Raw genomic sequence first — 24,973 nt, forward strand, 5'->3', positions numbered from 1 at the left:
CTATTCGGAGAGTAGTAAAGTGAAAGAATTATTGGAAAAAGTTATAGGCGCTAGGTTTAATGGATATTTTGGACAGACGGACAAGCTTTGGTTACGAAAAGAGATTTTGCGTTTGTTATTGCAGGAGAAAAAAAGGGACTACCCCGATTCGGGGTAGTCCCTTTTCTGTATTTGCGCTATAATTTAGATAAATGCCGTATAGAAATAAATGCAAAACATTTGTTCCTGATTGTTACTATCACTTGTACGGTCGGGGTGTAAATAGGATGGACATGTTTCTAGAAAAGGAAGATTATCGTCTCTTTTGTTATTTATTAAAGAAATATTTATCCCCAGATTTTAAAGAGGTAAAGATTTTTAAGGGACAGAGAGTAGAAGTTTTGGCAAACAGTGTTTCGGGAAAAGTTGAACTATACGCTTTTTGCTTTATGCCAAATCATTTTCATTTGCTTATTAAGAATATAGAAAAAGAAGGTATGAGTAAACTTATGACTAGAGTCTTGAGTGGTTATTCCCGTTATTTCAATCAAAAATATGGAAGGCAGGGTCCTCTGATACAAGGGACATACCGAGCGGTGTTAGTTAGTTCCAGAGAACAATTTGTACATGTTTTTCGTTATATACATTTGAATCCAGTACTTTCAGGGCTTTCCAAGAGAGCGCGCGATTATGAATATTCTTCTCATAAGAATTATTTGAATAAGGAGGAATACCTGTGGTTGAAGCTGGAGCCTTGTCTTTTAGATGCTACCGACCATGAAAACATAGAATCTTATTTTGCAGATATAGAAGAGGATCCTAAAGTTGGTATTATGTTTAATTAGCAAAAAGGGACTACCCCGATTCGGGGTAGTCCCTTTTTGGAATTAATATGAATTACAATTCTACGACATTAAAAATCATTGATTTGCTTAAAGAGAAAAGTATTTCTTATGAAATATACGAGCATACGCCGGTGAGAACAAGCGAGGAAGCGGCGAAAGTCCGACCGGATTTTTCTCTAAAGCAAGGGGCAAAAGCGATAATAGTAAAAGCGTATGTGTCCAAAAATAACTTTGATTATGTAATGTTGGTTATTCCGGGAGATAAAAAATTTTCTGGAAACAAAGTGAAAAAGTTTTTGAAAACTAAAGAATTAAGATTTGCGACTGCGGAAGAAGTGGAAAAAATTACAAAAGGTGTATTGGTGGGAGGCGTGCCTCCTTTTGGGAGCATTTTTGGTCTCAAAACATATTTAGATGAAGGAGTTTTGGAGAACGAGAGTATTATTTTCAATGCGGGGGATAGAAGCGTTAGTTTGTCCTTAAAATCTTGTGATTTTATTAAGGTGGAAAATCCCGCAATATGCGCGATATCTCAGTAGCTTAAATTTACACTCTCATTTTGTTATAATTCATTTAATGGATACTAAAAAGAATATTTTGATTGTTACAAATTCCGGAAATCGCGGGGGAATGGAAGTCCATGTCCTTAACATTATTGAAGGACTTTATGAGAAATTCAATTTTTTTGTGGTTTGTCCCAAAGGCAACATAGTTTCGGAATACGAAAAGTATGCAAAAGTAATAATATTACGCCCCAAATTTGATATAGACCCTGTTTACATCCTAAAACTTATAAGATTGTTTAAGATACTTAATATATCTGTAGTTCATACGCACGAGCTTAAAGCGGGAGTTAATGGGTTAATAGCGGGAAGTTTTGCAAGAATTCCTTTAAAAATATCTCATCAGCACACTCCTGTATCCAATTGGCAAATAAGTCCAACCAAGAAAAAAATTAATAGGTTTGTCTATAAGATATTTGTAAACAACTTATCCTCATTTGAAGTGGCGCTAACGCCCGAAATAAAAAAACAAAAGATAGGAGAAGGAATAAGAAAAGAAAAAATTATTATTATCCCAAACGGTATTTCTCTTAAAGCATTTAATTTGCCAAGCAAACTTAAAATAAAGCATAGAATAGAAATATGCGAGAAATATGGTATAAGTCCTCAAAATTTAATAGTGGGGAATATTTCCCGTTTAACTATAGAGAAAGGGCATAGTATTTTTATAAAAGTTTTGCGAGAGCTGGAAAACGAGAAAAAAATATCCAATGTAAAGTTTTTGTTTGCTGGGGAAGGGGAGTTAAGAGAGGAGCTTATTAGAATGGTAAAATCTTACGGCTTACCGGAAAAAACAATTTTTACGGGTTTTATAAGTGAGGAGGACAAGATTAAAGTTTTATCAAGTTTGGATGTTTTTGTTTTCCCCACGCTGGCGGAAGGATTTGGCATTGTTTTAATTGAAGCTATGGCTTCCGGTCTTCCCTGTATTGTGTCAAACTTGCCGGTATTACAAGATGTGGCGGGTTTGGCAGTATTATATTTTGAGAATGGAAAGGAAGATAGTTTAAAAGAAAATTTAGCCAAAATGATTTCCAGTAAAAAAATGCGGGAAGAGTTTGCCTCAAAATCTTTAGCTCAAGTTAAAAAATACGATATAAAAAAGTTTTGGGAAAGTTATAATGGTTTATATGAAAATACTCTTCCAGTCTCGTTTTGACATTTTTGATAGAAAAGGTGGGGATACCTTCCAAATGTTGGAAACCAAAGCTTCTTTAGAAAAGCTCGGTGTGACTGTTGCTGTTGACTGTTCGCTTAATTTGGATGTTTCAAAATACGATATTGTCCACATATTTAATTTGGATTGGGTTTGCGAAACTTACCCGCAGATTTTGAACGCTAAAAAGCAAGGCAAAAAGGTTGTCCTTTCGCCAATTCACCATTCGCAAAAAGAATTTGAGAGGTATGAGAACGAAAGTCGGTTTGGGTTAATGAAAATTGGAAATTTTTTTATTCCAAGCCAGCCTTTGCGGGATACAGCGCGCAACCTAGTAAAGGGTGTAATTTACAGAAAAAAGCTAAAACCAGCGCTAACCCAGCTTTTTATGGGCATTCGCAAACAGCAAAGGTTGAGTTTGGAATTGTCCGATATTATCCTTGTCCAGACCAAGTTGGAGGCAAGGGACTTAATAAAGGATTTCAAGGTAAAAAATTTTGAGTGGCAAAAAATAATTAATGGTATTGATGAAAAAAAATTTAAATCTCATATTACCCATTCCAAAAGCGGAGAGGACATTGTAATCCTTTGCGTGGGGAGGGTGGAACCAAGAAAAAACCAGCTTAATTTAATTAAAGCTTACGAGAATATAAAAAGCGAGAGGACTAAACTTGTGTTTGTGGGGGCGTTGAACAAACACCACCCCATATACATTAAAGCTTTTTTGGATAGGGTGAGGGCATCCAAGGGGAGTATAGAATATAACGGGTTTGTAACGCAAGATAAATTATGTGGATTATATTCCAAAGCCAAAGTTTTTGCTTGCCCTTCTTGGTTTGAAACTACGGGACTGGTTTATTTAGAAGCGGCGGTATGTGGGGTCTCGTCCATTTTAGCCTCGGGCGAACGCTCTCGCGAGTATTTGGAGGATAATGCCTTATATTGCGACCCGGGAAGTGTGGGTTCCATAAGCAGTGCCTTGTCCCGGGCTTTAAGAGAAGATACAGTTAAAAAAGGTTTTGCCGATTTCGTAAAAAAAACTTATACTTGGGATACCTGCGCGAGGGAAACCATTAAAGTTTATGAAAAAATACTAAATTAAATTAAAAAAGGAGTCTCCTTTTTCAAAGGAGACTCCTTCGTTAAATTTTGAGAATTTAGGTTTATGTCAATAACAATACTTTTAGGTCTTTTAACATCCATAATATTTTTCATACTTGCCAGAAAAAAGGTCTCTCTTTCGGTTTTGTATTTGGCGTTTCTTCTTCCTTTAGACAACCGCATCTATTTTTCGTGGGGGTTTAATGAGGGTTCTCCCGTTCGCTTTGCTCTTTTAGGAATTTTCACATATTTGTTTTTTAGTTATGTTCGAAACGGGATGTCCTTAAACATTAAAAAAGCTTTGTTTGCTTTTATATCTTATATTAAAAAGGACATTTTTTTATTTTTGCTTTTATTAGTATGGCTGATTCGGCTCATTTCTTTTTCAATGTCCCTAAACTTAATTTCAAGTTTGTCTTACCAGCTGTTTTTTTCGGAAATTATCCTAATTTACATCCTTGTCAAAAAATGTGTCGGAAATGAAGGGGAAATGTTCATCTTAAAATTTTTAAGAAATTATGTGTTGGCGGGGTTTTTGATGAGTTTGTATTCCCCATATCAGTATTATATGTATAAGTTTAAAGACAAAATACTGCCGGGGGTATGGCCATTGGAAAACAGGCCAGTTAGGATAGGGTCATTATTTTGGGATATCAATCATTATGGGGCGTATCTTGCAACAGTAATCCCATTTATTCCTTTCTTTTTAATCAAGGCAAAATCCATAAAACTTAAAGTTTTTTACTCCTTTGCGTTTTTAATTTGTTTAATTTCTTTTGGAATGACCTTATCGCGAAGCGCCATTATTGGATTATCGGCAGGGGGTTTACTTTACCTTATTTTATTTAGTTTAAAAGGATATTTTAAACAAAGTTTGTTTATTTTAGTATCAGTTGCGGCGTTGTCCTTTGGTTTTATATACATAGCGGATAGAATGGGTTTGGACTTGTCTTATCAGTTGCAAAAGAGGTTTTTGTCCATCAATTTTTCTTACCGTGTGTGGGACGATTCAATAAACGCGCATTCTGCGTTGGCTTACGGTTCGTGGCAGGTAATGGAAGAAAATCCGATAATTGGTGGAGGTTACGGGAGTTTTAACGAGCAGTTTAGAACCACAGAAATTGCCAAAACATATTTTGACCTTGACCCGGTGAAAGATGCGGTAATTCCTCCTCATAGCGTATGGTTTGAGCCACTGTCCGCCACCGGTCTTTTGGGAGCGGTGCCTTTTTATCTGTTTTTTATTCTTATTTGCTACGCGCTTCTTACAAGGTACCAAAAATCTAAAGAATTGGGAGACATATTACTTGTTCTTGGTTTTATTTCAGGGCTCTTTGCCGTTTCATTATCCGGATTTTTTTATTCGTATAATTTGGAGTTTTTTTACATATTTGTGTTTTTGGCGCTTTTGTATGGCGCAAGCAAGGTAAAAAAATATCCAGTTGGTTTGAAAGATGTTCTAATTTTAACTTTTGTTATTACTTTGGCGGGCGCTTTTATATTTTATAAGTTGGACGCTATAACTTTAATTGATTGGGACGAATCCATTTACGCCAAAGTTGCCAAGAATATTTTAAACGGTATTGGCGACCCTTTTAATTTTGTGTGGCAGATATCCAAAGGTTCATGGTTTGAAAAGCCTCCTTTGTTTATATGGTTTACTTCGCTTGCTTTCCAGCTTTTTGGAGTTAACGAATTTTCGGCTAGAATTTTTTCCGCCCTTTCGGGCATAGGAAGTGTGGTAGCGCTTTATTTTTTTGGTAAAAATCTTTTCAAAAAAAGTATTCTGCCCGCGTTTTTTTCCTGCGTAGTTCTTGCAACTTCTGTCCATTATATTTTTCAGTCGCGAAATGGCACAATGGATGTTTTAGCATCTTTTCTGATCTTATGTTCAATGTTTTTCTTTTGGCGCGCTCGCGAACAGAAAAAGGGTTGGTGGGTAGTTGGGGTTTTTTTAGGGTTAACGGTAATGGCGAAAAGTGTTATTGTGGTTATCCCTTTGGTGTCTTTGGCGCTGTTTATTTTTTGGGATGTGTTTATTGTTAAATCAAAAAGGTACTCTTTTAAGGGCCTGCTAACAATGTTTTTATGGTTGTTGGCGGTGGCTTTGCCTTGGCATATTGTAGAATATGTTAGGTTTGGCAAAGGGTTTATGGACAGCTACTTTTTTTATCATATTTTAGAAAGGAGCAAAGGAATTGAAGGGCATACCAACGATTTTTGGTGGTACTTAATTGTTATAAAAGTGTGGTTTAGACATTGGTTTGTGGTTGCAATTCCGGCGATTTTATATGCCGTATTTGTGGTGGTTTTTGGAAAGGCGAAGAAATTTAAAAAATATTTGGGGGAGGATACGGCGCCTTTGATGTTTTTATTAATTTGGATACTTTTTACATTTTTCATATTAAGCGCGTCGGTTTCAAAAATTCAATGGTATATTGTGCCTATTTATCCTCCGCTGGCTTTGCTTGTGGGGTGGTTTTTGTCTCAAGTCCTTTCGGTTAAAATATTTTCCAAGAGTATTTTATATGTGGGTATTCTTATGGTGTTTTTAGGGTCATCTTTTCTAGTTTATTATTGGCGGGATATGTGGATGTTGGATGATTATAATAGAGGATTAAAAAATATTGGGCAGATGATAGCCGAGAATAGGGACAGGTATGAGTTTTTGCCGAGAAATGTGCCGGTTTATATTTATAATACTTCTCCGGGTCCCGCTTTGTTTTATACTTTGCGGTATGCCAAAGTTGTAGGAAAGTCCAACATTTCAGAGATGATGAAAAGCCCTGACGGCAAAGCGTTTATGGCAATAACTACTAAGGGCAGTTTTGAATCTTTAAAAAAAGAGTTTGATAATCCAAGAGTAATAATATACGCAGAGTCTAAAGGTTTTGTTTTGTTTGGCAAAGACTGGAAAGATTTAAGGGAACAGTTTAATCAGCAGGATTACGGCACGCCTTCGGAGATTTACGACCCTTATTACTTTTGTGAATGGGAGGTTTTTGGCGGAAACACCCTCTGTTTTTAGGGTTCAACCCTATTTGAATCCAGAATTAAAGGATTCTCCTTTGAAAAAGGTGACTCCTTTGTTAAGATTAATTTATGAAAACACTTGCTTTTATCGATGCCTCAAACTTGTTTTATGGTGGGGAAAAAGATTTGGGTTGGAAAATTGATTACAAAAAGTTATTAAAGTATCTTAAAAGTAAGTATAAAGTTAGTAGTGCCCTCTATTTTGGTGGCGTAGAAACGCACAATTTCCCATACGACTATTTAAAAAATGAAACCGTGCCAATAGAAAAATTGGAAAAGCATTTAATGAAATTTATCAAAGAAAGGAAAAATAAACTAAACGAGGCGGAAATATCTTTACTTGGAAGACATTTACAAAGGGTGCGTTTCTACCTGAAATTGCAAGAATTTGGGTATGAGCTTCATTTAAAGCCCGTTAAACTTTATGAACAAACTGATGGAACTACAAAAAGAAAAGCTAATTGTGATGTGGATATGGCTTATCACCTAATGAGAGAATTTAAAAATTTTAACAAAGTGTTAATTCTTTCCGGAGATGGGGACTTTTTGCCTATGTTGAAATATTTACGGGAACAGGGGAAGGGTGTTATTATTTTAGCTAGGGGTTCTAGAACTGCAAAAGAAATAAAGCAATTTGCGGGAAGCAATTTTAAGGACTTTGTTAGACTGGAGAAGTATATAAAGTTTGGAGACAAAAAATGAGTGGACATGCGAGATATCCACTCTAAGTTTAGTGAATTTACTCTAACAAATGTTTTCAAGGAAAGCAAGGGCTATTTTTGTTAAGGTAATAAGGGAAAAACAAAAAGATGAGAAAAAGAGTTGCTTATGCACAAAATTTTTTGAAAAATAAGGGTTTAATAGCAAGTTTGATACAGATGTCCTCTATCTCAAGTGGGGATGTTGTTTATGATATCGGCGCTGGACAGGGAATTATTACGGAGGAATTGCTAAAGAAAAGTAGAAAGGTGGTCGCTTTTGAAATAGACAAAAACTTGTCTAATAAGCTAGAGCAGAGATATAAAAGTAATAAATTAGTGGAGATAATATCGGGGGATTTTTTGAGTTGTTCGTTACCTGTCTATTCCTATAAGGTTTTTTCAAATATACCTTTTAGTATCTCATCCGCGGTCATTAAAAAGATAACACACGCAAAAAACCCGCCTGATGATGCGTATATCGTTGTCCAAAAAGAAGTTGCTAAAAAATTTATTGGCAAACCATATGCTAACAGAAACAGTCAAATAGCTATTTTACTAAAACCATGGTTTGAATTGAGTGTCCGTTATGAGTTTAAGCGAGGCGATTTTTTCCCCAAGCCAAATGTAGATGCTGTTTTACTAAGGGTCAAAAAGATAGATAAACCCTTAATTGAAGAAGGAAAGAGAGATATTTATCAAGACTTTGTTGTTTATGCTTTCAATCAGTTCTGTTCTAATATAGTTGAAGGGTTGATAAATGTTTTTGGAGAAGCTACCTTGCTTAAAATGAGCGAGCAATTAGGGTTCTCCCATAAGTCAAAGCCAAGCGAATTAGATTTCAAACAATGGTTAGGTCTATTCAATTATTTTTCAGGGAATGTTAAGAGTAAACAAAAGTTGGTTAGGGGTTCTTATGCAAGATTAATTGATCAACAAGGTAGATTAAGAAAAATACATAGGACAAGGACAGATAAAAAGTGGATTGCCTCACGCTTAGGTTGATTAGACTTTAGCGTCATGGAGAGTGAAAACTCTCTCAATCCACTTTATAATAATAAAGGAAACGAGCAGATTTGTCAAGATTTTTGAAAAACGGATGTAGTTTTTCTTGTTGATTATGAAAATAGGTATAGATTGCCGGCTTTGGAATGAGTCTGGCGTTGGACGATACATACGAAATCTAGTTATAACTTTAGGCGCTTTGGATACTAAAAACGAGTACGCGCTGTTTCTTTTGTCCAAAGATATAAACGATAAAAGAATTCCCGCAAGATTTAAAAAGGTCCCCGCGGATATCCATTGGCATACCTTAAAAGAGCAATTTGTTATGCCAAAGGTTTTTCTAAAAGAAAATTTGGATATTTTGCATATCCCTTACATAAACATTCCGCTTTTTTATCCTAAAAAACTTGTTGTTACCATTCACGACCTAACGCCTATAAAATACCCTACGCCCAAAGCTTCCAAGTTGCCTTTTTTGATATATGGGCTTAAACTGTTGTTTTATTATTTAATCCTTTTTTTTGGCGTTCGCAAAGCGGTTAAAGTTGTTGCCGTTTCCGAAACAACTAAAAAGGACATAATTAAAACTTTTAAAATCAAATCTCAAAAGGTTGTTGTCTCCTACAATTTCAATTTGGATTTTAAGTTCCTTCCTCCCGCAAAACATCGGGAAAATTATATTTTGTATGTTGGAAACGCCTTTCCGCATAAAAATCTCCCCTTTTTAATAAAAGCTTATGAAACTTTTGTCTCTAACTGTTCGCAAAGAGGAATTCTTGCTCCAGATTTAATTTTGGTGGGCAAGGAAGACTTTTTTTATAAGAGGTTAAAAGATTCGGTCTCGGAAAAACTTAAACAAAAGATAATTTTTGCGGGGTTTTCTAAAGGTTACGAGCTTGAAAAGTTATATCGCAAAGCAGTTTTTGTGGTTCAGCCTTCTTTATATGAGGGGTTTGGATTTCAATTGGTGGAGGCATCCTTTGCGGGGACTTTGGTTTTGTGTTCCGATATACCGATATTTAGAGAGCTGGCAAAAGATTCGGTAGTTTATTTTAATCCCAGAGATATAGTCGATTTGGCGGAGAAGCTATTTTTAGCCGTAACTATGTTTGATGAAGATAAGGGTAAATATATAGAAAAAAGCCAAGAGAGATTTTCCGGTCTTAACGCTAAAGATGAAGTAAAAAAAGTTCTTGAGATATACGAAAACAGTAGTATATAATTTTTCTCATCTATATGGTTTTACAAGAGTCACCGTATTTATATTCTGCAACAAAAAGGTTAATGGATATTATCGTTTCAGTGTTTTTTTTAACGGTTCTTTCCCCTATCTATATTGCGGTTATTTTGGCGATTTTTATCCAGGATGGGGGTTGTCCCGTATATATTCAGAGGCGGGTTGGCAAAAGGAGAAAAAATTTTGATTTTATAAAGTTTAGGTCTATGGTAAAAAATGCCGATGATGTGCTTTTTTCAAACGAGGAGCTGTATAAAAAAATGCGTTCGGGTACCCATAAAGTTAAAGACGACCCAAGAATAACAAAAGTGGGAAAGTTTATAAGAAAGTATAGTGTTGACGAACTTCCTCAATTTGTTAATGTATTAAGAGGGGAAATGAGTTTTGTGGGACCTCGCGCGTTAAGACCAGATGAGCTTGCCAAATTTGAAAAAGAACATCCCGAAATGAAGGGTTTTCTAAAAGATGTTTTTAAAGTTAAACCGGGGATAACGGGTCTTTGGCAGGTGAGCGGTCGTTCTAGTATAAATTTTGTGGATAGGATGAAAATGGATGCTTTTTACGCAAATAATCCTTCCATTTTGAGGGATTTTAGTATTATACTAAAAACACCCATTGCTGTTTTAAAAGGAGAGGGTGTACAATAAAAATTTATGAAGTTTGAAAGTTTTTATAATCCAAAGGAAAACGCGGGTGTAAGAAAGATAAGAGCCTGCCTAAGTAAAATACAGCCCATCAAAAAAGTTAGTTTTGGTTTTGTATCCAAAATTCGTATGCCCAAGAAAGCGGGTAGGGCAGTATTGTTTGCGATGTTGGGTTTAGCGGGGCTTTTGCTTGTAATGTTTATTGTAGTTGGAATTCCTCTTCTTGGTTTATACAAAGACGGTTTAACTCTTAAAGCGCAAGCTTCCTCTCTAAAACAAGCCGCAAAAGAACAAGATTTAACAAAAATGCAAAAAAGTCTAACCGATTTAAAGGCTAATGTCTCGGAGTTTGAGTTGAAATACGAGAAACGATTGTCTATTATTAAAGGTTTTCCTGTGGTTAAAAATTATTATGAGGATGGCAAACACTTTCTGAAAGCCGCGGACTATGGACTGGAATTGGGGGGTGTGGCGGTAGCGGTTTTAGAGCCTTTTGCAAGCGATTTGGGTTTTAAGGTGGAAGGTAAAGAATTTGAGGAAAATGTTTTAACAAATCAAGAAAGACTTATAAAAATTCTAAATCTCCTACCGGAATTTACGCCTGAAATTGATAAAATAGCTGAAGCCACGCGTAAAATAGATTCCGAGCTTTCGCAAATTAACGAAACCAAGTACCCGGAATCTTTGCGGGGTGTTAAGGTTAGGTCTCAAATATCTTCCATAAAAATGGTGTCTCACGAGCTTGCCCAAAAATCTCCACAGTTTAAGGAACTTTTTGCTTCTTTGCCTCTGCTAATGGGTTTTGACACCCCCAAAGTTTATATGGTTTTAATGGCGAACAACTATGAATTGAGAATGTCCGGGGGATTTAACACTTTTCTAGTTCTTTTTAAAATAGACAAGGGTGTGCCCGAGATATTGGGTTCTATGGATACTTACGATATTGATAAAGACCTTTTTTATATGGTTAATTTTAATGTGCCTTATTATATAAGGGATTATCTAAAGGTAAATCGGCTTTACGCAAGAGACGCAACTAGCACCTCTCCGGATTTTGTAGAAGCCTCTGATAAGTTTATAAACGAGTTTTGGAGAAAAAATGGAATGCTTTATCAAAAAGTAGATGGGGTAATGCAGGTTAATAATTTTGTGGTAGAAGACCTTTTGCGGGTTTTAGGTCCAGTAGATTCGGGAGGTTATTCGGTTAGAACGGACGAAGGCAATTATATTGGCATACCCATTAAAGAATTCAACAGCGAAAATGTGGTTCTTGAACTTGAAAAAATTGCCGGTGGCGACCTTAGCGAAATTATAGGGAGAAAAGATATTATTAAGTATTTAATGAACTCTATAATGCAAAAAGCGTTAAACGCGTCAACCGAAAATTTGCTTCCTATGGCTCAAACTATGTTGGGGCTTTTGGGTAGCAAAGATATAATAATTCGTTCTTTTGATACCGATTTGCAAAAAGCTATGGAAGATTTGGGTTATTCTGGAAGAATTGCGGGTGTTCCGGAAACTTGGGATTATTTGCATGTAAATAACAGCAATTTTGGGGCGGGGAAGAGAGATTGGATTATAAAACGAAAAGTTGTCAAAGAGGTATATGAAGAGAATGGGCAGAAGATAGGGGTGGTTTCTCTTATAACTATTAATCCCAAATCTCCCGAATGGTGGCAGTGGGTGCCTTTTTATAACGATTATTTCAGATTTTATGTTCCAAAAGGTTCCAAACTTATATCCGCCACGGCTTCGGACGGGCAAGAGCTTAATGCTAAGGAGTATGATCATTTAGGCAAAACCGTGCTTGAGGGTTTTTTCAAGATGAAAGAAGATTCCGATTTAACAATTACTTATAAGTATTCTCTTCCAAGCGATGTTGATTTTAGCAACTATAACCTTTTGATTCAAAAACAATCCGGAACGAGGGGAGATGTTTACGAGGTTAAAAAAGGTTCTTTTTCCGATAGATTTGAGCTCTCCTCTGATAAAAATATTACCATTAATTAAAACAGAATAGCATGAACAGATCGTTTATTACGGAATGTTTGGTTTTAAAATCCACAAACTACAAAGAGGCGGATAAAATACTCACTTTGTTTACTAAAAACTGCGGAAAAGTTAACGCTATAGCCAAAGGAGTTAGAAAAGTTACTTCAAGAAAAGCGGGCAGTTTGGATATTTTTGATTATTCTAAAATCTCGCTTGTTGAATGGCATGATTTTTACATAATATCGCAAGCGGAGATAATAAAATCTTTTAATGAGCTGAAAAAGGATTTAAACGGTCAAGGGTTTCTTTATTTAATAGGGGAGACTCTGGACAAACTTTTGCCTTACCGCGAGGAATATGTGGAACTTTTTAAAAAAACGGTTAGTTACTTGGAGGAATTATCCAAATCCGAGAAAAGGCAAGAGGTTTTAGTTGATACTTTGGTTATGATTCTTTTGGATATGGGGTATTGGTCGGCAAAATTCCCTCAAGACTTGGAGTATATAAAAAGATACATAGAATCTTTAGCCGACAACAAACTCGCCTCCGCGGATTTAATGGATAGGATAGATTGTATCTGTATTTAAGGATTCTCCTTTGAAAAAGGTGAATCCTTTGTTTATTTTGTGAGCGGTACCCCAAATAACCTCCCCCCTTGACACATACCCTGTAGTGTGATATAATGGATTTATTGAAAGTTGATTGGTTAGTTTGTGAGCTTTGCGAACTTACTAACCATCAAATGCTAATCTATAGGTAGATCTGCGGAATTAAGAGGTTTTTTAAGATTTTTAAGAGGTTGATCTAATGTTATATTAGCTTGTTTAAGTATAGCTTTTAATGTTCCGCGCTTTAGAGTTTTGTGGTTTGGGACTATAACTGTAATTTTTCCGTCAGAAGGACTTTCTTTTCTAACTTTTATATGGCTACCCTTTTGGCTTATAATCACAAACCCTTCTTTCTTAAGGATTTTTAGTATTTCTTGACCGGATATAGTGGGAAGTTTCATCTTTGTCTCTTAAAAATATATTAATAGGGGCGGTGAATATTTCGGAAGGATAATATATGTCCTTGAGATCGTTTTCCTTAACATCCTCTAGGAATAGGGTTATGGCTTCCTTAATGTTCTTTACGGCTTCTTCAAAGGTGTTGCCTTGAGAGATGCAACCCGGAAGAGATGGAATAGTTACAGTATAACCACCCTCAATTTGAGGTTCAAAAAGAGCAGTATATTTAAGAATGTTTTGTTTAATAAATTTATTTTTTACCATACTTATATGCTATCATTTAAAAAAATTTTGGCAAGATTTCATTTTGTGAGCGAGCCAATTTCCCGCCTCCTTCACTAAATCCTTTAACAATTAGAGAATTTAGAGAAGGGAAATCAAGTCATTAGGGTACCGACCCTTAAATACAACCCTTTGAAAAAGGTGAATCCTTTGTTAAAATACTTTTATGACTAGCCAAGAAAAATTTGAAAAAGTTGTGTCTCTTTGCAAAAGAAGAGGCTTTGTTTTTCAGGGTTCCGAAATATACGGCGGTCTCGCCAACACCTATGACTTTGGGTCTTTAGGTGTGGAAATGCTAAGAAATATAACAAATTCATGGTGGGGCTTTTTCGTTACTAGCAGAGAAAACATTTTCGGACTTGACACTAGTATCTTAATGTCGTCCAAAGTTTGGGAAGCTTCTGGACACACTAAAAGCTTTAGTGATGTGTTGATTGAGTGTAAAAAGTGTCATTTTAGAACAAGGGCGGACCATTTGGTTGAAAATTATTATATAAAAAATAAGGGCAGTTTCAAAGGGAATTTTGATGGGTGGTCTCCGGATAGACTTAAAGAAGTAATACAGGAAGAATCTATACCTTGTGAGGTATGCAGTGCCCATCAATTCACAGAACCTCGTAATTTTAATCTCCTATTTCAAACTCATATAGGTATATTAGAAGGAGAAAAATCCCTTGCATATTTAAGAGGAGAAATTGCTCAGGGTATGTTTGTTAATTTTAAAAATGTATTGGACACAATGTGGCCAAAAATACCCTTTGGTATTGCTCAAGCAGGGAAAGCTTTTAGAAACGAGATTACTTTAGGTAATTTTATTTTCAGAACATTAGAATTTAATTTAGCGGAGTTTGAATACTTTTTTGACCCCAAAAATTCTTGGAAGGAACATTTTAGCTTTTGGAAGCAGGAGATGGAAAAATGGATAATTTCACTTGGAATAGCAAAGTCACACCTCAAATGGAGAACTCACACTGACGCAGAACGCGCGCACTATTCAACGCATACGGAGGATTTAGATTACAAATTTTCTTTTGGATTTAAAGAAATATTTGGGCTTGCTTATCGTACAGATTATGATTTGCGTAATCATACGGAGAAGTCTGGTGTGGATTTAAGGTATACAGATCCCCAAACTGGAGAAAAATATATGCCTCATGTGGTGGAACCCACTTTTGGTATTAACAGAGTGTTTTTATGTCTTTTGTCTGAAGCGTATACAGAAGATGCGGGTGGTCGAGTCTTCTTGCGATTGAATAAGAATATAGCTCCTTATAAGGTTGCTGTCTTCCCGTTGGTTAGAAATAAAGAAGATATAGTTAAAAAAGCAAGAGAAGTATTTGATAACCTCAAATTAAAATTTAACACTGCGTGGGACGATAGGGGAAATATTGGAAAAAGATATTATTCCCAAGACGAAATAGGCACCCCTTATTGCGTAACGGTAGATTACCAAACTTTAGAAGACGAAACTGTTACAATCCGCGACCGCGATACCGCAAAACAAGAGAGAATAAAAATCTCCGATATAGCCCCGTTTGTCACCTCCTCCTTCGGGTTATCTTTGTATTGACAGCCTATCCTACATTCTCTATATTAATATCATAGTGGTGAAAAGTGGGGAAATGTGGTTATGTTAATTGGAGAATATAAAAACAAACTAGACGAAAAAAACAGGGTGGCTTTGCCCAAAAAGTTTAGGGCAATTTTGGGCGATAAAGTTATAGTTACAAGAGGTTACGAGGGTTGTTTGTTGGTAGTTTCAAAGAAAAGCTGGCAGGGTTTAATTGAGGATACGGTTAAGGGTCCTTTTACATCGGGAGCTTTGCGGGACACTTCTCGGTTTTTATTAGGGGGGGCTTACGAAGTTGAAATGGACGGGCAGGGAAGGTTTGTTTTGCCGAAAAATTTGTTAAGTTATGCGTCTTTGCAAAATGAAGCTTGTTTTGTGGGTCTTGGAAAATGGGTGGAGATTTGGGATAGCGCTAAATGGGAAGAAAGACTGAAGTTTTTATATAATCACGGGTCGGAAATAGCGGATAAACTGTCCAAAGTAGAAATATAAATGAGTAATTATCACACGCCCGCACTTTTAAAAGAATGTATAGAATTTTTGAATATTAAAAAGGGTTGTTGGTATATAGACGCAACATTAGGTGGCGGGGGACATACAAAAGAGATATTGCTTAGAGGGGGGAAGGTTGTTGGGGTGGATGCCGATATTGAAGCCATAAACTTTGTTTGTGAGCACCTTAAAAAATATGTGGGAGAAGGAAGGTTACATTTGGTTAACCGCAACTTTTCCAAAATAGAGAGCATAGCAAGGGAAATTTGTCCAAAGAAGCCTTTGGGAATACTGTTTGATCTTGGAACCTCTTCTTATCAGCTTAAAGACGACTCGCGCGGGTTTTCGTTTAATTCTAAAGAAAACTTGGATATGCGAATGGACAAAAATCTTGCGGTTACGGCAAAAGACCTTATTAACGGTCTGCCAAAACGAGAACTTGCTCTGCTTTTTGCAAAGTATGGCGAAGAGACTTACGCTAATAAAATTGCGCAAGTTATAGTCACAGCAAGAAAATTTAAGGAAATACGAACTGGCGAGGATTTGGCAGAGGTCGTGGCGAGTATAAAAGGCAGGAAAAGAGTGGGGGAAACACATCCCGCCACAAAGGTTTTTCAAGCTTTAAGAATTGCGGTTAACGACGAACTTGAAATATTAAGAGAAACACTGCCCCGCGCCTTTAGGGTGCTAGCCCCTAAAGGACGGATGTTAGTGATTAGTTTTCATTCTTTAGAGGACAGAATTGTCAAAGAATTTGGCAAAAATGCAGGCGACTTGCGGGTAATAACAAAAAAGCCGATTACGCCAAGCGCTTTAGAAGTGTCCCAAAACATCAAAGCGCGGGGCGCAAAGTTGCGAGTTTTTGAGAAAGTGTAATATGAAAAAAATAACTATTTTATTGCCCTTAATAATGCCCGTCTTAATAGCGATTCTCGCGCAGGCATTGTTAGTGAATGGTTTTTGCCTTTCCGGAAAAGATATCTCGGATTTAGAATATAAAAAAAATATGTTGGTAAAGGAGAATGCGGAGCTGAAACAACAAAGTTCTTATTATTCCTCGTTAAATTATGTTAAAAACGAAGCCCAAAGAGATGGTCTCGTGGTTTTGTCTATGGAATTTTTGGAGGCCCCATCTCTTGCTGTTAGATAATGTTTTCCTCTCTTCGCGCAAACCTAATTTTTTCTTTTTTTGCCCTTTTAACCTTTTTTTTCATTGCCAAACTTTATATTTTGCAAATAAAAGATCATGGAAAATATAAAGCTTTGGCCAAAAGTCAGCACCAATCAAGTCTAGTCTTAAACGCGAAAAGAGGAAATATATATACTTCGGATAATTATCCTTTGGCATTAACTGAAACTAGATATTTGCTGTATGCGGAACCTAAAAAAATTGAAAATCCCACAAAATACGCAAAAAGCATAGCGGATATTTTAGAAGAGGATTCTGATAAAAGGGTGGAATTGGAACTTAGCATAAAAGAAAATTTGTTAGCCGACCTTTTTTGGGTACCGTTAAAAAAGAATTTAACCGCCAAACAAAAACAAAAAGTGGAAAGTTTAAATTTGGAGGGATTGGGGTTTGAGGAGGAATTTGTTCGGTTTTATCCAGAAAATACCCTAGCATCCCATATATTAGGTTTTGTTGGCAGTGATAAAGAAGGCGCTCCAGCGGGGTATTTTGGTGTGGAAGGTTATTATGAAGGAGAGCTTAAAGGAGTTGCGGGGATAATTTTTCAGGAGAAAGACGCTTTTGGGTACCCGATAGCAGTGGGAGATTATAAAAAAATCCCCCCCCAAAATGGCAGGAGTTTGGTTTTAACTGTGGACAGGGCTTTGCAATTTGTGATAGAGGGTAGATTAAAAGATTCAGTTGAGAAGTACGGCGCTAAATCTGCAACAGCGATAGTTGTAGAACCCCAAACTGGAAAAATTAGAGCTATGGCTAATTTCCCAAACGAAGGGAAAGACATAACGGATGAAAGTACAAGAAACAAGGCAATTGCCGATACTTACGAACCAGGTTCTGTGGTAAAAGCGTTAACTATGTCCTCTGCTATTGATATGGGAAAAGTAACGCCGGAAACAACTTATGTGGACGATGGGCCTAAAAGTTTTTCGGGGCATATCGTGGACACTTGGGATGGAAAACATTATGGCGTGGAAACAATGACAAGTGTGCTTCAGCATTCCAATAATCTAGGCGCGGCTTGGGTGGGTGGTGTGGTGGGGGCAAAAAATTTGCGAGATTATTTTATTAAATTTGGATTTGGAAACAAGCTTGGTATAGACCTTGAGGGGGAAGACACTGGTATCATAAGGGAATTATCCGAGTGGCGGGATATTGATTTAGCTGTGGCGTCTTTTGGACAAGGTATTTCGGTTACTCCTCTTCAGGTGGTAATGGCGTTTTCTGCTATAGCCAACGATGGGGTTTTAATGAAACCCTTTGTGGTTGAGAGAATAATGGACGATTCTGGCGAAGAAATTGCAAAATTCGCGCCAACTTCGTTAAGAAAAGTTATATCCAAAAAATCTGCCGACACAATGGTTGAAATGCTAACAGCCGCCGTTTCCGGGGGCGAGGCAAAGTTTTTTGTTTCAAAGAAATATATAGTGGCGGGGAAAACGGGAACAGCTCAAATACCAGTTAGCGGTTCGTATGACCCCAATAAAACAAATGCCACTTTTGTTGGGTTTTTGCCAATCAGCAAAAAATTTGTTATGCTGATTAAGTTGGAGGAACCGAAAGCTAGTGTATACGCTTCTGAAACGGCGGTTCCTGTTTGGATGGATATTGCTGAAACAATCGCTATTTATTATAAAATACCGCCCGACAAGTAATTATGAAGTACAAAATTGTAGGGGATTTGCCTTTAAACGGGTTTGTTCGTGTCTCTGGGGCAAAAAATTCAGCTCTAAAGATATTAATATCTTCCATTCTTTGCGATGGGGTTTTGGAAATTTTTAACGCGCCGAGGGTGGGGGATGTTTTGGTATTTATTGAGATATTAAAAAGTTTAGGTGTGTCCGCAGAGTTTAGAAACGATGGCTGTTTAGAACTAAATGCCAGCGGTTTAAACTCTTACAAACTTCCCGAAACGGCAAAAGATATAAAATCTTCTATTCTTTTTGTGGGACCCTTGCTTGCCAAATTTGGCAAAGCGTCTTTACCCAAAAACCCAAAATATGAGTTGGATTATCACTTTGAAGTACTTAAAAATCTAGGCGCTACAATAAAGGAAAGCAAAAACACTTTTGAATTTGAATGCGCTTCTTTGCGCGCGTTTGATATTAATTTTCCGGTAAACACTCACACGGGAACGGACAATGCCATACTATCTGCAGTGCTTGCCGAAGGAGTTAGTGTAATTACCAATGCCGCGGAGGAGCCGGAGGTGGGGGATCTTATAACTGCTCTTAATAAAATGGGCGCTAAAATCACTCGTTCCGAGCAGGACTCGCGAACGGTCGTAATTGAAGGGGTTAGGAGTTTGGCAAAAACGCAGTATACTGTAATGCCGGATAGAAACGAACCGGTTTTTTATGCTGTGGCTACAATTTTTACGGGTGGCGATATTGTTATTAAGGACATTAATTCTACTCATCTAACTTCGTTTTTAAGCAAAATCTCTTCTATGGGGGTAAGTTTTGAAGTTATCTCTCAAAATGAAATGCGGGTTTGGGCAAACGAAGAAAATCTTAAACCAACAAACATTGAGACCAAACCGTATCCTGGTTTTATGACGGATTGGCAACCACTCTTTTCGGTTTTGTTAACTAAGGCTCTGGGCGAGAGTATGGTTTTTGACAAAGTGTTAAATAGGTTTGAGTTCGCTAAAGAATTAAATAGAATGGGAGCAAAAATAGAGATAACTAAGGAAGGTATTAATATTGAAGGTCCCGCTAAACTTAAAGGGACAACGGTAGAAGCTACCGACGCAATCTCCGGTTTAGCGTTAATAGTTGCGGGGTTGGGAGCTAAAGGAAAAACCGAAGTGCGCAATGCCGAAGTGGTGGACAGCGGTTTTGAGAATGTGGAAGAAAAGTTTAAAAATCTGGGGGCGAACATAGCTAAATCAAATTAGCGCCTTTCTCAAGTCTTTAATAGTTCTATGTATTATTATTGCCACATTGTTTTCGGTTAATTTTAATTTTTTGGCGATATTTTTGTTGGTGTGCCCCTCAAAAAATTTCATATATATAATTTTTCGTTCGCGGGGTTTTAAGCTATTAACAATTTGTTCAAAACATAAGTTGGACATAATATCCTGCTCGGAGTTTATTCTGGGGCCTTTTATTTCAAGCATTTTCTCTGTGGTTAAAGAGTCCTTTTTTTTGCGATAAAAATCAATAAGCGAATTTTTGGCAATTTTATAAAGCCAGCTGGAAACGGGTATTCCTTGCCATTTAAAATTATCCAAACCTTTAAAGGCTTTTTCAAATACCCCGCTTGTTATATCTTCGGCATCTTCAACGGTTGAAGTTTTTGATTTTATAAAGTTTAGTATTTTGGGATAGTTTTCTTTATAAATTTTTTCAAAAACGATATTTTTCTGCATTTTAGGGATATTTTTTGTTTCCTCTTTTTATCACCACATCCTCCGGTTCAATCTGGGCAGTTTGGGGGTTTATTAAAGCATTAGGAAAAATAGTCAGGGTATCTTTTTGGTCCTTTTTTGAATTTGAAAAAAGAATTATTTTTCCAAACTTTGGGAGGTTTATAAGTTCCAATACGGATTTTATAGGCGGGGGGATGTAATAGGAGGTGGCGTCTATAACGGTGGCGTTATTCTCGCGATATATTCTTATTCTTGGTTGGGGCAATTCTTTTATGGTTTCTTTTACCCCAACTTTTTTTAGTACCTCTTTTACATTATTGTAAGTATTTTCTTTTGGAAGTTTTGGTTCATACTCGCTTTTTCCCGTAATTAGGATAAATTTTGGATTTAGTTTATTTAGCCAAAATTCAGTTATTTTTTTATTTATTTCCGGAATTTCTATAATTAAAAAGTGTTTATGGGGTTTTAGGTAAATTATTCTAAATAGTGAGGATATTATTAATTTTATCCATTTAATAGTATTTGAGGGATAGGTTAAAATGCCGAGTGTGGTTAGGGGTATGCCAAATTCCGCTTCCAAAATTTCTAAATTTCTTCGCGCGGGGTATTTTTGGTGAATATTTTCGTAAAGAATTTCTCTGGTGACAGAGGTTTCGCCGTCGCCCATAATGCAGATAACGGTAGGGTGGTGTTTTTTTATGGTTAGGAGGGTCAAAAACCCCAAAATATGCCGAGCGATTGTTCTAATGTTAATCTCCACACCCTTATTTTATCACAAGGGATTCTATTAAGGAGTTTCCCCGCTATTGGCTGAGAGACCCCTTTGTTATAATGGATGTAGTTGATAATTTGCCAAATTTCTATGAAGGGGGAAACTTATGAAAAAACCTGTTGTTTTCATAGACCAACTTGCTGGTCTTAATCCGGAACGGTTCGGAGTTATTAGCATCCTTCAAGAAAAAGTTTTTAGGAAAGGGGTTAGCGGTATGGTAATTTTGGCAAAAAAAGCATTTAGGTTTTTAAGGTGGAAAACCGCGCAGGCTTGGCTTAAACTTTGGCCTAATGTGGATGTTGTAGGGGTTGCCGGAAGCGTTGGGAAGACAACGGTTAAAGAGATAACGGCTACGGTCTTGGCGCAGAGATTTAGAACGGTAAGAACAAAAGCGAATTTGGACCCTATCTTTAATCTTCCCATAACAGCGCTTCGCGCGTTTGGTTCCTGCAAGTTTGTGGCGGAGTTGGGAATTGACGGTTTTGGGCAGATGGATGAGTACTTAACGCTGGTTCAACCAAGAGTAGGCATTCTTACAAGGTTGACTTTGGAGCATACGGATGAAGAACATTTCGGCTCGCTTGAAAAGGCGATTGCGGAAGAAGCCAAAATGCTAAAAGCTTTACCTTCTTATGGCTGGGCAATATTAAACGGGGATGACGATAAGATAAGAGAGGTTGCCGATATAACAAAGGCTCACAAGATATTTTATGGGTTTGGGGAGAGCAATAACTTAAGGGTAACCTCTTTTGAGCAGAGAGGGATTAATTCAAAGGCGACTTCTGTTTTTGATATTAGGCTTGATACTGGTTTGGCAAAAAGATTCAAAACAAACTTTTTGGGAAAACAGAATGTGTTGTCCGCTTGCGCTGGAATCTGCGCGGGGATACTAATGGGGATGAGTTTTGAGGATATTCAAAAAGGGCTGTTGTCCGTCCATCCTGTTTCCGGAAGGCTGGAACCTAAAGCGGGCAAGTGGGGGTTGGTTATAGATGATTCTTACAACGCCAGTCCCGCCGCGGTTGAAGCGGCGATAGATGTGTTGGTTGAGCTGGACCCTAATTACGGCATTTTGGTTTTGGGGGATATGCTGGAGCTTGGCAAATACGCAAGGGAATCTCATCGCAAGGTTGGCGAATATGCAAAAAGTAAAGGTGTTAAATTCCTTATTGCTTATGGGGAATTTGCAAAGGATGTATTAGGGGGTTATGGCGAAGGCGAAAATTCTTTTGCGGTAAAATCCCATAAGGAAGCGGTGGAGAGGATACATGGGATAGGAAAGGGGATTGTTCTTGTAAAGGGTTCCCGTGGTATGTGTATGGATAAAGTGGTATCTGCCTTAACCGGTTAGTTTTTGCTTCTAACCCCTTTTTTCCTCGCAGAATTTTTTTGTAATTTTTGTAATATATTGTTGTTTTTATCCGTTTATGTTTTTATGAACGGGACTATTAAGGTTATAGGGGGAAATAAACTGAAAGGAAAAGTAACTCCTATCCCCAACAAAAATTCAATCGTGGCGGCGCTTCCTGCTTGTATATTAAGTAACGAAACTATTACCTATAAAAATGTGCCCAAATCTACCGATGTGGAAAAGATATTACAAATGCTAAAACTTTTGGGCGCAAAAATTGATGACAGCGATTACAATAATTTAAAAATTAATTGCAAAAATATCCATTCCTACAAAATTGACCCTATATTAGGCAATCAAATAAGGGCGTCCATTTTGTTTGCGGGACCCTTGCTTGCTAAATTTGGCAAGGCAAAAATCCCTTTGCCCGGAGGTTGCGTTCTTGGCAAAAGGTCTATTTCCGCTCACATAGACGCGTTTCAAAAAGCGGGAGTAACTGTTAAAGTCCACAAAAGTTTTGTGGAATTTGTAGCCCCTAAAGAATTAAAAAGGGAATATCGCATTTGGCAATGCGAGGCAAGCGTTACGGCTACGGAAAATATTGCTATGTATGCCACGGGGATTAATTCCGAAATTACCATAATTGACGCCGCTTCCGAACCCCATGTGTGCGATTTGATAACCCTTTTGCAAAATATGGGGGCGGAAATAACGGGGCTGGGTTCCAATCGTTTAAAAATTGCGGGAAAGTTAAAACTGGGGTCCGCTACTTTTACCCCCAGACCGGATTTTGTAGATATAGCCGGTTACATTGTGGCGGCGGCTGTAACGGGGGGAGAGATTATTATTAAAGAGGGCAATATCCCAGATGTTATGGACGGAATAATATCGTGGTTTGAGAAGTTTGGAGTGGTAATTTTAAAAGATAAAAAAGATTTGTTAGTTAGAGGAATTTCCAAATTGTCTATGGATGGTATTAAAGGAGATTTTCCTTTGGCGGGGGACGACCTGCCCAAATTTGTTCCCCGCCCTTGGCCCGGATTTCCTGTGGATGTTTTGCCTGTAGTGGCTGTGCTTGCCTGTAAGGCTAAGGGTAGAATTTTATTGCAAAATTGGATGTATGAAAGCGGGCTTGCGTTTGTAAAAAACTTAAACGAAATGGGGGCGAATATTTTTATATGCGACCCGCAAAGGGTAATTGTGTCGGGTCCCGTTAAATTTAAGGGTGGGGAGATTGCGTCTCCGGGGGTAATTCAAGCTTGTATGGCTATATTTTTGGCAAGTTTGGCGGATTCTGTAACCACCACTATCCATGGCGTGGACATTTTAAAGAGAAGGTATCCAAACCTTTTTGATATTTATAAAAACCTCGGCGCGAATATAACAGTTTTAAATTAGTAAAATTAATGAAATCCTTAAAATCAAAATTGGAGCAAGATAACATTTTTATTAAAACTAACGAACCTATGTCTAAACACACGAGTTTAAGAGTAGGGGGTCCCGCCGAGTATTTTGCGGAGGCTAATACTTTTGAAGATTTGGTTCTTTTGTACAAATACGCGAGAGAGGAAAACAGCCCCATTTTTATTTTAGGTTCTGGCACAAACATTTTGGTGGGAGATAGAGGTATTTGCGGGCTTGTTATAAAAAACAATGTGTTCAAGATAGAAATTTTAGGCAAAGTCCCCTTTAGTTTTAAGAAAGCGGCGGTTTCTCGCAGGCAAGAAACTCATTGGAGAAAAGGGTTTTTGTCTTCGGCGGATTTGCGTTATGAAGAGGATGTTAAGGAGGGTGTTTTGGTTGAAGTATTTTCGGGAACGCCGTTGGCTTTTTTAATTAACCAAACATTAAAAAAAGGGATAACAGGTCTTTCTTGGTTTTCTGGTATTCCGGGAACGGTTGGCGGGGCGGTTTGGAATAATATTCACGGGGGGGACTTATTTTTTGGCGATTTTCTTAAAACAGTTTCATTTGTTGATAAAGGTATCGTCCCTCAAGAATTATCAAGCGAGGAGCTTAATCTTAAATATAATTCTTCCTATTTTAAAAATAGTTCCAAAATTATTCTTTCGGCAAAACTTGTTCTTCCTTTGGGGGATAAAAGAAAGGCTAGGGAGGTTTCGGAAGAATGGATAAAACGAAAAAGCGCGCAACCCCAAAATTCTGCCGGTTGCACTTTTAATAATTTATCGGATAGTGAGGCGAAAAGACTTAATTTAGAGAACTGCGGGGCGGGTTTTATAATAGATAAGATTTTGAATTTAAGAAGTTTAAAGGTAGGGGGAGCGCAAATTTCGGATAGGCACGCCAATTTTATAGTTACAGATGGCACGGCTAACGCAAGTGATGTGGTAAAGATTATAGAAACAGTCCAGGCGAGATGTATGGAGAAACTAGGCATAAAATTAAAGGAAGAAATTGTCCGCGTCGGCGAATTTTAGGGAATTTGAGGCTGCATTTTTTTATAGCTATGTTAATATTAAATTAGAAAGGGGGAGATTTAAATGTTCTCCAACAAAAAGATTGGGCGCTCCGGCGCCCTTTTTGATTGGCTTTGTTAATAAAACTTTGGAATTTTATTGTGTCGTATAATGAAAGACGGAGCTTTTGGCTATAACGAGGTCGGTTAGCTCATAAATATTTTGCTTGAGCTTTTTTGTTTTTGAAGCTGGTTTTTCCAGCCCGAA

24 protein-coding genes are annotated in these 24,973 nt (G+C 37.3%); 20 read left to right on the forward strand and 4 right to left on the reverse strand.

Annotated features, from left to right (window positions below):
* Positions 1-191 precede the first annotated feature (191 nt).
* The 11 genes from KJ678_03770 (at position 192) to recO (ending at position 12,840) form a co-directional block, all read left to right on the forward strand.
* Positions 192-824 carry a transposase gene (locus KJ678_03770; GenBank protein MBU1017249.1) on the forward strand — a complete coding sequence of 211 codons (633 nt, stop codon included), beginning with the start codon at positions 192-194 and terminating at the stop codon, positions 822-824.
* A 47-nt stretch (positions 825-871) separates the two neighbouring features.
* Positions 872-1,363 (forward strand): hypothetical protein, encoded by a 492-nt coding sequence (locus KJ678_03775; protein MBU1017250.1) that lies wholly within the window; start codon positions 872-874, stop codon positions 1,361-1,363.
* A 37-nt stretch (positions 1,364-1,400) separates the two neighbouring features.
* On the forward strand, positions 1,401-2,546 hold the full coding sequence (locus tag KJ678_03780) for a glycosyltransferase family 4 protein (protein ID MBU1017251.1): 1,146 nt from the start codon (positions 1,401-1,403) through the stop codon (positions 2,544-2,546).
* Positions 2,518-3,645 carry a glycosyltransferase gene (locus tag KJ678_03785; protein MBU1017252.1) on the forward strand — a complete coding sequence of 376 codons (1,128 nt, stop codon included), beginning with the start codon at positions 2,518-2,520 and terminating at the stop codon, positions 3,643-3,645. The genes KJ678_03780 and KJ678_03785 overlap by 29 nt, the downstream gene beginning before the upstream one ends.
* Positions 3,646-3,708: 63 nt before the next feature.
* Complete coding sequence (locus KJ678_03790) at positions 3,709-6,672, forward strand: glycosyltransferase family 39 protein (GenBank protein MBU1017253.1); 2,964 nt, start codon at positions 3,709-3,711, stop codon at positions 6,670-6,672.
* A 74-nt stretch (positions 6,673-6,746) separates the two neighbouring features.
* Entirely contained in the window at positions 6,747-7,379 is a 633-nt protein-coding gene (locus KJ678_03795) for an NYN domain-containing protein (protein ID MBU1017254.1), read from the forward strand.
* Positions 7,380-7,486: 107 nt separating this feature from the next.
* Positions 7,487-8,380, forward strand: coding sequence for a 23S ribosomal RNA methyltransferase Erm (gene erm, locus KJ678_03800; GenBank protein MBU1017255.1), 894 nt, complete (start codon positions 7,487-7,489; stop codon positions 8,378-8,380).
* A gap of 115 nt (positions 8,381-8,495) precedes the next feature.
* Positions 8,496-9,602: a glycosyltransferase family 4 protein gene (locus KJ678_03805; GenBank protein MBU1017256.1), complete on the forward strand. Its 1,107-nt coding sequence runs from the start codon at positions 8,496-8,498 to the stop codon at positions 9,600-9,602.
* Between the two features lie 14 nt (positions 9,603-9,616).
* Positions 9,617-10,264 (forward strand): sugar transferase, encoded by a 648-nt coding sequence (locus KJ678_03810; protein MBU1017257.1) that lies wholly within the window; start codon positions 9,617-9,619, stop codon positions 10,262-10,264.
* A 6-nt stretch (positions 10,265-10,270) separates the two neighbouring features.
* The gene (locus tag KJ678_03815; protein ID MBU1017258.1) at positions 10,271-12,271 is read left to right on the forward strand and encodes a DUF4012 domain-containing protein; all 2,001 of its coding nucleotides are present in this window, start codon (positions 10,271-10,273) and stop codon (positions 12,269-12,271) included.
* Positions 12,272-12,282: 11 nt separating this feature from the next.
* Positions 12,283-12,840: a DNA repair protein RecO gene (gene recO / locus KJ678_03820; GenBank protein MBU1017259.1), complete on the forward strand. Its 558-nt coding sequence runs from the start codon at positions 12,283-12,285 to the stop codon at positions 12,838-12,840.
* A 158-nt stretch (positions 12,841-12,998) separates the two neighbouring features.
* On the opposite strand, the gene KJ678_03825 is transcribed toward recO, so the two are convergent.
* Together KJ678_03825 and KJ678_03830 are read right to left on the reverse strand one after the other, a co-directional pair.
* Complete coding sequence (locus tag KJ678_03825; GenBank protein MBU1017260.1) at positions 12,999-13,262, reverse strand: type II toxin-antitoxin system HicA family toxin; 264 nt, start codon at positions 13,260-13,262, stop codon at positions 12,999-13,001.
* Entirely contained in the window at positions 13,216-13,524 is a 309-nt protein-coding gene (locus KJ678_03830; protein MBU1017261.1) for a type II toxin-antitoxin system HicB family antitoxin, read from the reverse strand. The genes KJ678_03825 and KJ678_03830 overlap by 47 nt, the downstream gene beginning before the upstream one ends.
* A 184-nt stretch (positions 13,525-13,708) precedes the next feature.
* Between KJ678_03830 and KJ678_03835 the strand changes: the two genes are divergently transcribed.
* Genes KJ678_03835 through KJ678_03860 form a run of 6 tightly spaced genes read left to right on the forward strand, consistent with a single transcriptional unit; the run spans position 13,709 to position 19,689 of the window.
* Positions 13,709-15,112, forward strand: a complete 1,404-nt coding sequence (locus KJ678_03835; GenBank protein ID MBU1017262.1) for a glycine--tRNA ligase — start codon at positions 13,709-13,711, stop codon at positions 15,110-15,112.
* Positions 15,113-15,172: 60 nt separating this feature from the next.
* Positions 15,173-15,604: a division/cell wall cluster transcriptional repressor MraZ gene (gene mraZ / locus KJ678_03840; GenBank protein ID MBU1017263.1), complete on the forward strand. Its 432-nt coding sequence runs from the start codon at positions 15,173-15,175 to the stop codon at positions 15,602-15,604.
* On the forward strand, positions 15,605-16,480 hold the full coding sequence (rsmH, locus tag KJ678_03845; protein MBU1017264.1) for a 16S rRNA (cytosine(1402)-N(4))-methyltransferase RsmH: 876 nt from the start codon (positions 15,605-15,607) through the stop codon (positions 16,478-16,480). It abuts the gene before it with no gap.
* A gap of 1 nt (position 16,481) precedes the next feature.
* Positions 16,482-16,754, forward strand: coding sequence for a hypothetical protein (locus KJ678_03850; protein ID MBU1017265.1), 273 nt, complete (start codon positions 16,482-16,484; stop codon positions 16,752-16,754).
* Positions 16,754-18,445, forward strand: coding sequence for a penicillin-binding protein 2 (locus tag KJ678_03855; GenBank protein ID MBU1017266.1), 1,692 nt, complete (start codon positions 16,754-16,756; stop codon positions 18,443-18,445). Before KJ678_03850 ends, KJ678_03855 begins: the two co-directional genes overlap by 1 nt.
* A gap of 2 nt (positions 18,446-18,447) precedes the next feature.
* Positions 18,448-19,689 carry a UDP-N-acetylglucosamine 1-carboxyvinyltransferase gene (locus KJ678_03860; GenBank protein ID MBU1017267.1) on the forward strand — a complete coding sequence of 414 codons (1,242 nt, stop codon included), beginning with the start codon at positions 18,448-18,450 and terminating at the stop codon, positions 19,687-19,689.
* Here the strand turns inward: KJ678_03860 and KJ678_03865 are convergent.
* The gene (locus tag KJ678_03865; GenBank protein MBU1017268.1) at positions 19,681-20,163 is read right to left on the reverse strand and encodes a sigma-70 family RNA polymerase sigma factor; all 483 of its coding nucleotides are present in this window, start codon (positions 20,161-20,163) and stop codon (positions 19,681-19,683) included. The genes KJ678_03860 and KJ678_03865 overlap by 9 nt on opposite strands.
* A 1-nt stretch (position 20,164) precedes the next feature.
* Positions 20,165-20,923 (reverse strand): hypothetical protein, encoded by a 759-nt coding sequence (locus KJ678_03870; protein ID MBU1017269.1) that lies wholly within the window; start codon positions 20,921-20,923, stop codon positions 20,165-20,167.
* 118 nt (positions 20,924-21,041) lie between these two features.
* Between KJ678_03870 and KJ678_03875 the strand changes: the two genes are divergently transcribed.
* Genes KJ678_03875 through KJ678_03885 form a run of 3 tightly spaced genes read left to right on the forward strand, consistent with a single transcriptional unit; the run spans position 21,042 to position 24,727 of the window.
* On the forward strand, positions 21,042-22,286 hold the full coding sequence (locus tag KJ678_03875; GenBank protein MBU1017270.1) for a UDP-N-acetylmuramoyl-tripeptide--D-alanyl-D-alanine ligase: 1,245 nt from the start codon (positions 21,042-21,044) through the stop codon (positions 22,284-22,286).
* Between the two features lie 60 nt (positions 22,287-22,346).
* Entirely contained in the window at positions 22,347-23,684 is a 1,338-nt protein-coding gene (locus KJ678_03880; GenBank protein MBU1017271.1) for a UDP-N-acetylglucosamine 1-carboxyvinyltransferase, read from the forward strand.
* A gap of 8 nt (positions 23,685-23,692) precedes the next feature.
* The gene (locus KJ678_03885; GenBank protein ID MBU1017272.1) at positions 23,693-24,727 is read left to right on the forward strand and encodes an FAD-binding protein; all 1,035 of its coding nucleotides are present in this window, start codon (positions 23,693-23,695) and stop codon (positions 24,725-24,727) included.
* Positions 24,728-24,973 lie beyond the last annotated feature (246 nt).

Source organism: Patescibacteria group bacterium (genome assembly GCA_018817085.1).
Lineage (GTDB): Bacteria > Patescibacteriota > WWE3 > CG2-30-40-12 > CG2-30-40-12 > CG2-30-40-12.

Coding starts and splice junctions, on each gene's coding strand:
- recO (MBU1017259.1), top strand. CDS start 12,283: ATGAACAGATCGTTTATTACGGAATGTTTGGTTTTAAAATCCACAAAC.
- mraZ (MBU1017263.1), top strand. CDS start 15,173: ATGTTAATTGGAGAATATAAAAACAAACTAGACGAAAAAAACAGGGTG.
- KJ678_03775 (MBU1017250.1), top strand. CDS start 872: ATGAATTACAATTCTACGACATTAAAAATCATTGATTTGCTTAAAGAG.
- KJ678_03810 (MBU1017257.1), top strand. CDS start 9,617: ATGGTTTTACAAGAGTCACCGTATTTATATTCTGCAACAAAAAGGTTA.
- KJ678_03860 (MBU1017267.1), top strand. CDS start 18,448: ATGAAGTACAAAATTGTAGGGGATTTGCCTTTAAACGGGTTTGTTCGT.
- KJ678_03885 (MBU1017272.1), top strand. CDS start 23,693: ATGAAATCCTTAAAATCAAAATTGGAGCAAGATAACATTTTTATTAAA.
- KJ678_03790 (MBU1017253.1), top strand. CDS start 3,709: ATGTCAATAACAATACTTTTAGGTCTTTTAACATCCATAATATTTTTC.
- KJ678_03825 (MBU1017260.1), bottom strand. CDS start 13,262: ATGAAACTTCCCACTATATCCGGTCAAGAAATACTAAAAATCCTTAAG.
- KJ678_03785 (MBU1017252.1), top strand. CDS start 2,518: ATGAAAATACTCTTCCAGTCTCGTTTTGACATTTTTGATAGAAAAGGT.
- KJ678_03875 (MBU1017270.1), top strand. CDS start 21,042: ATGAAAAAACCTGTTGTTTTCATAGACCAACTTGCTGGTCTTAATCCG.
- KJ678_03795 (MBU1017254.1), top strand. CDS start 6,747: ATGAAAACACTTGCTTTTATCGATGCCTCAAACTTGTTTTATGGTGGG.
- KJ678_03830 (MBU1017261.1), bottom strand. CDS start 13,524: ATGGTAAAAAATAAATTTATTAAACAAAACATTCTTAAATATACTGCT.
- KJ678_03855 (MBU1017266.1), top strand. CDS start 16,754: ATGTTTTCCTCTCTTCGCGCAAACCTAATTTTTTCTTTTTTTGCCCTT.
- rsmH (MBU1017264.1), top strand. CDS start 15,605: ATGAGTAATTATCACACGCCCGCACTTTTAAAAGAATGTATAGAATTT.
- KJ678_03770 (MBU1017249.1), top strand. CDS start 192: ATGCCGTATAGAAATAAATGCAAAACATTTGTTCCTGATTGTTACTAT.
- KJ678_03815 (MBU1017258.1), top strand. CDS start 10,271: ATGAAGTTTGAAAGTTTTTATAATCCAAAGGAAAACGCGGGTGTAAGA.
- KJ678_03850 (MBU1017265.1), top strand. CDS start 16,482: ATGAAAAAAATAACTATTTTATTGCCCTTAATAATGCCCGTCTTAATA.
- KJ678_03780 (MBU1017251.1), top strand. CDS start 1,401: ATGGATACTAAAAAGAATATTTTGATTGTTACAAATTCCGGAAATCGC.
- KJ678_03805 (MBU1017256.1), top strand. CDS start 8,496: ATGAAAATAGGTATAGATTGCCGGCTTTGGAATGAGTCTGGCGTTGGA.
- KJ678_03865 (MBU1017268.1), bottom strand. CDS start 20,163: ATGCAGAAAAATATCGTTTTTGAAAAAATTTATAAAGAAAACTATCCC.
- erm (MBU1017255.1), top strand. CDS start 7,487: ATGAGAAAAAGAGTTGCTTATGCACAAAATTTTTTGAAAAATAAGGGT.
- KJ678_03835 (MBU1017262.1), top strand. CDS start 13,709: ATGACTAGCCAAGAAAAATTTGAAAAAGTTGTGTCTCTTTGCAAAAGA.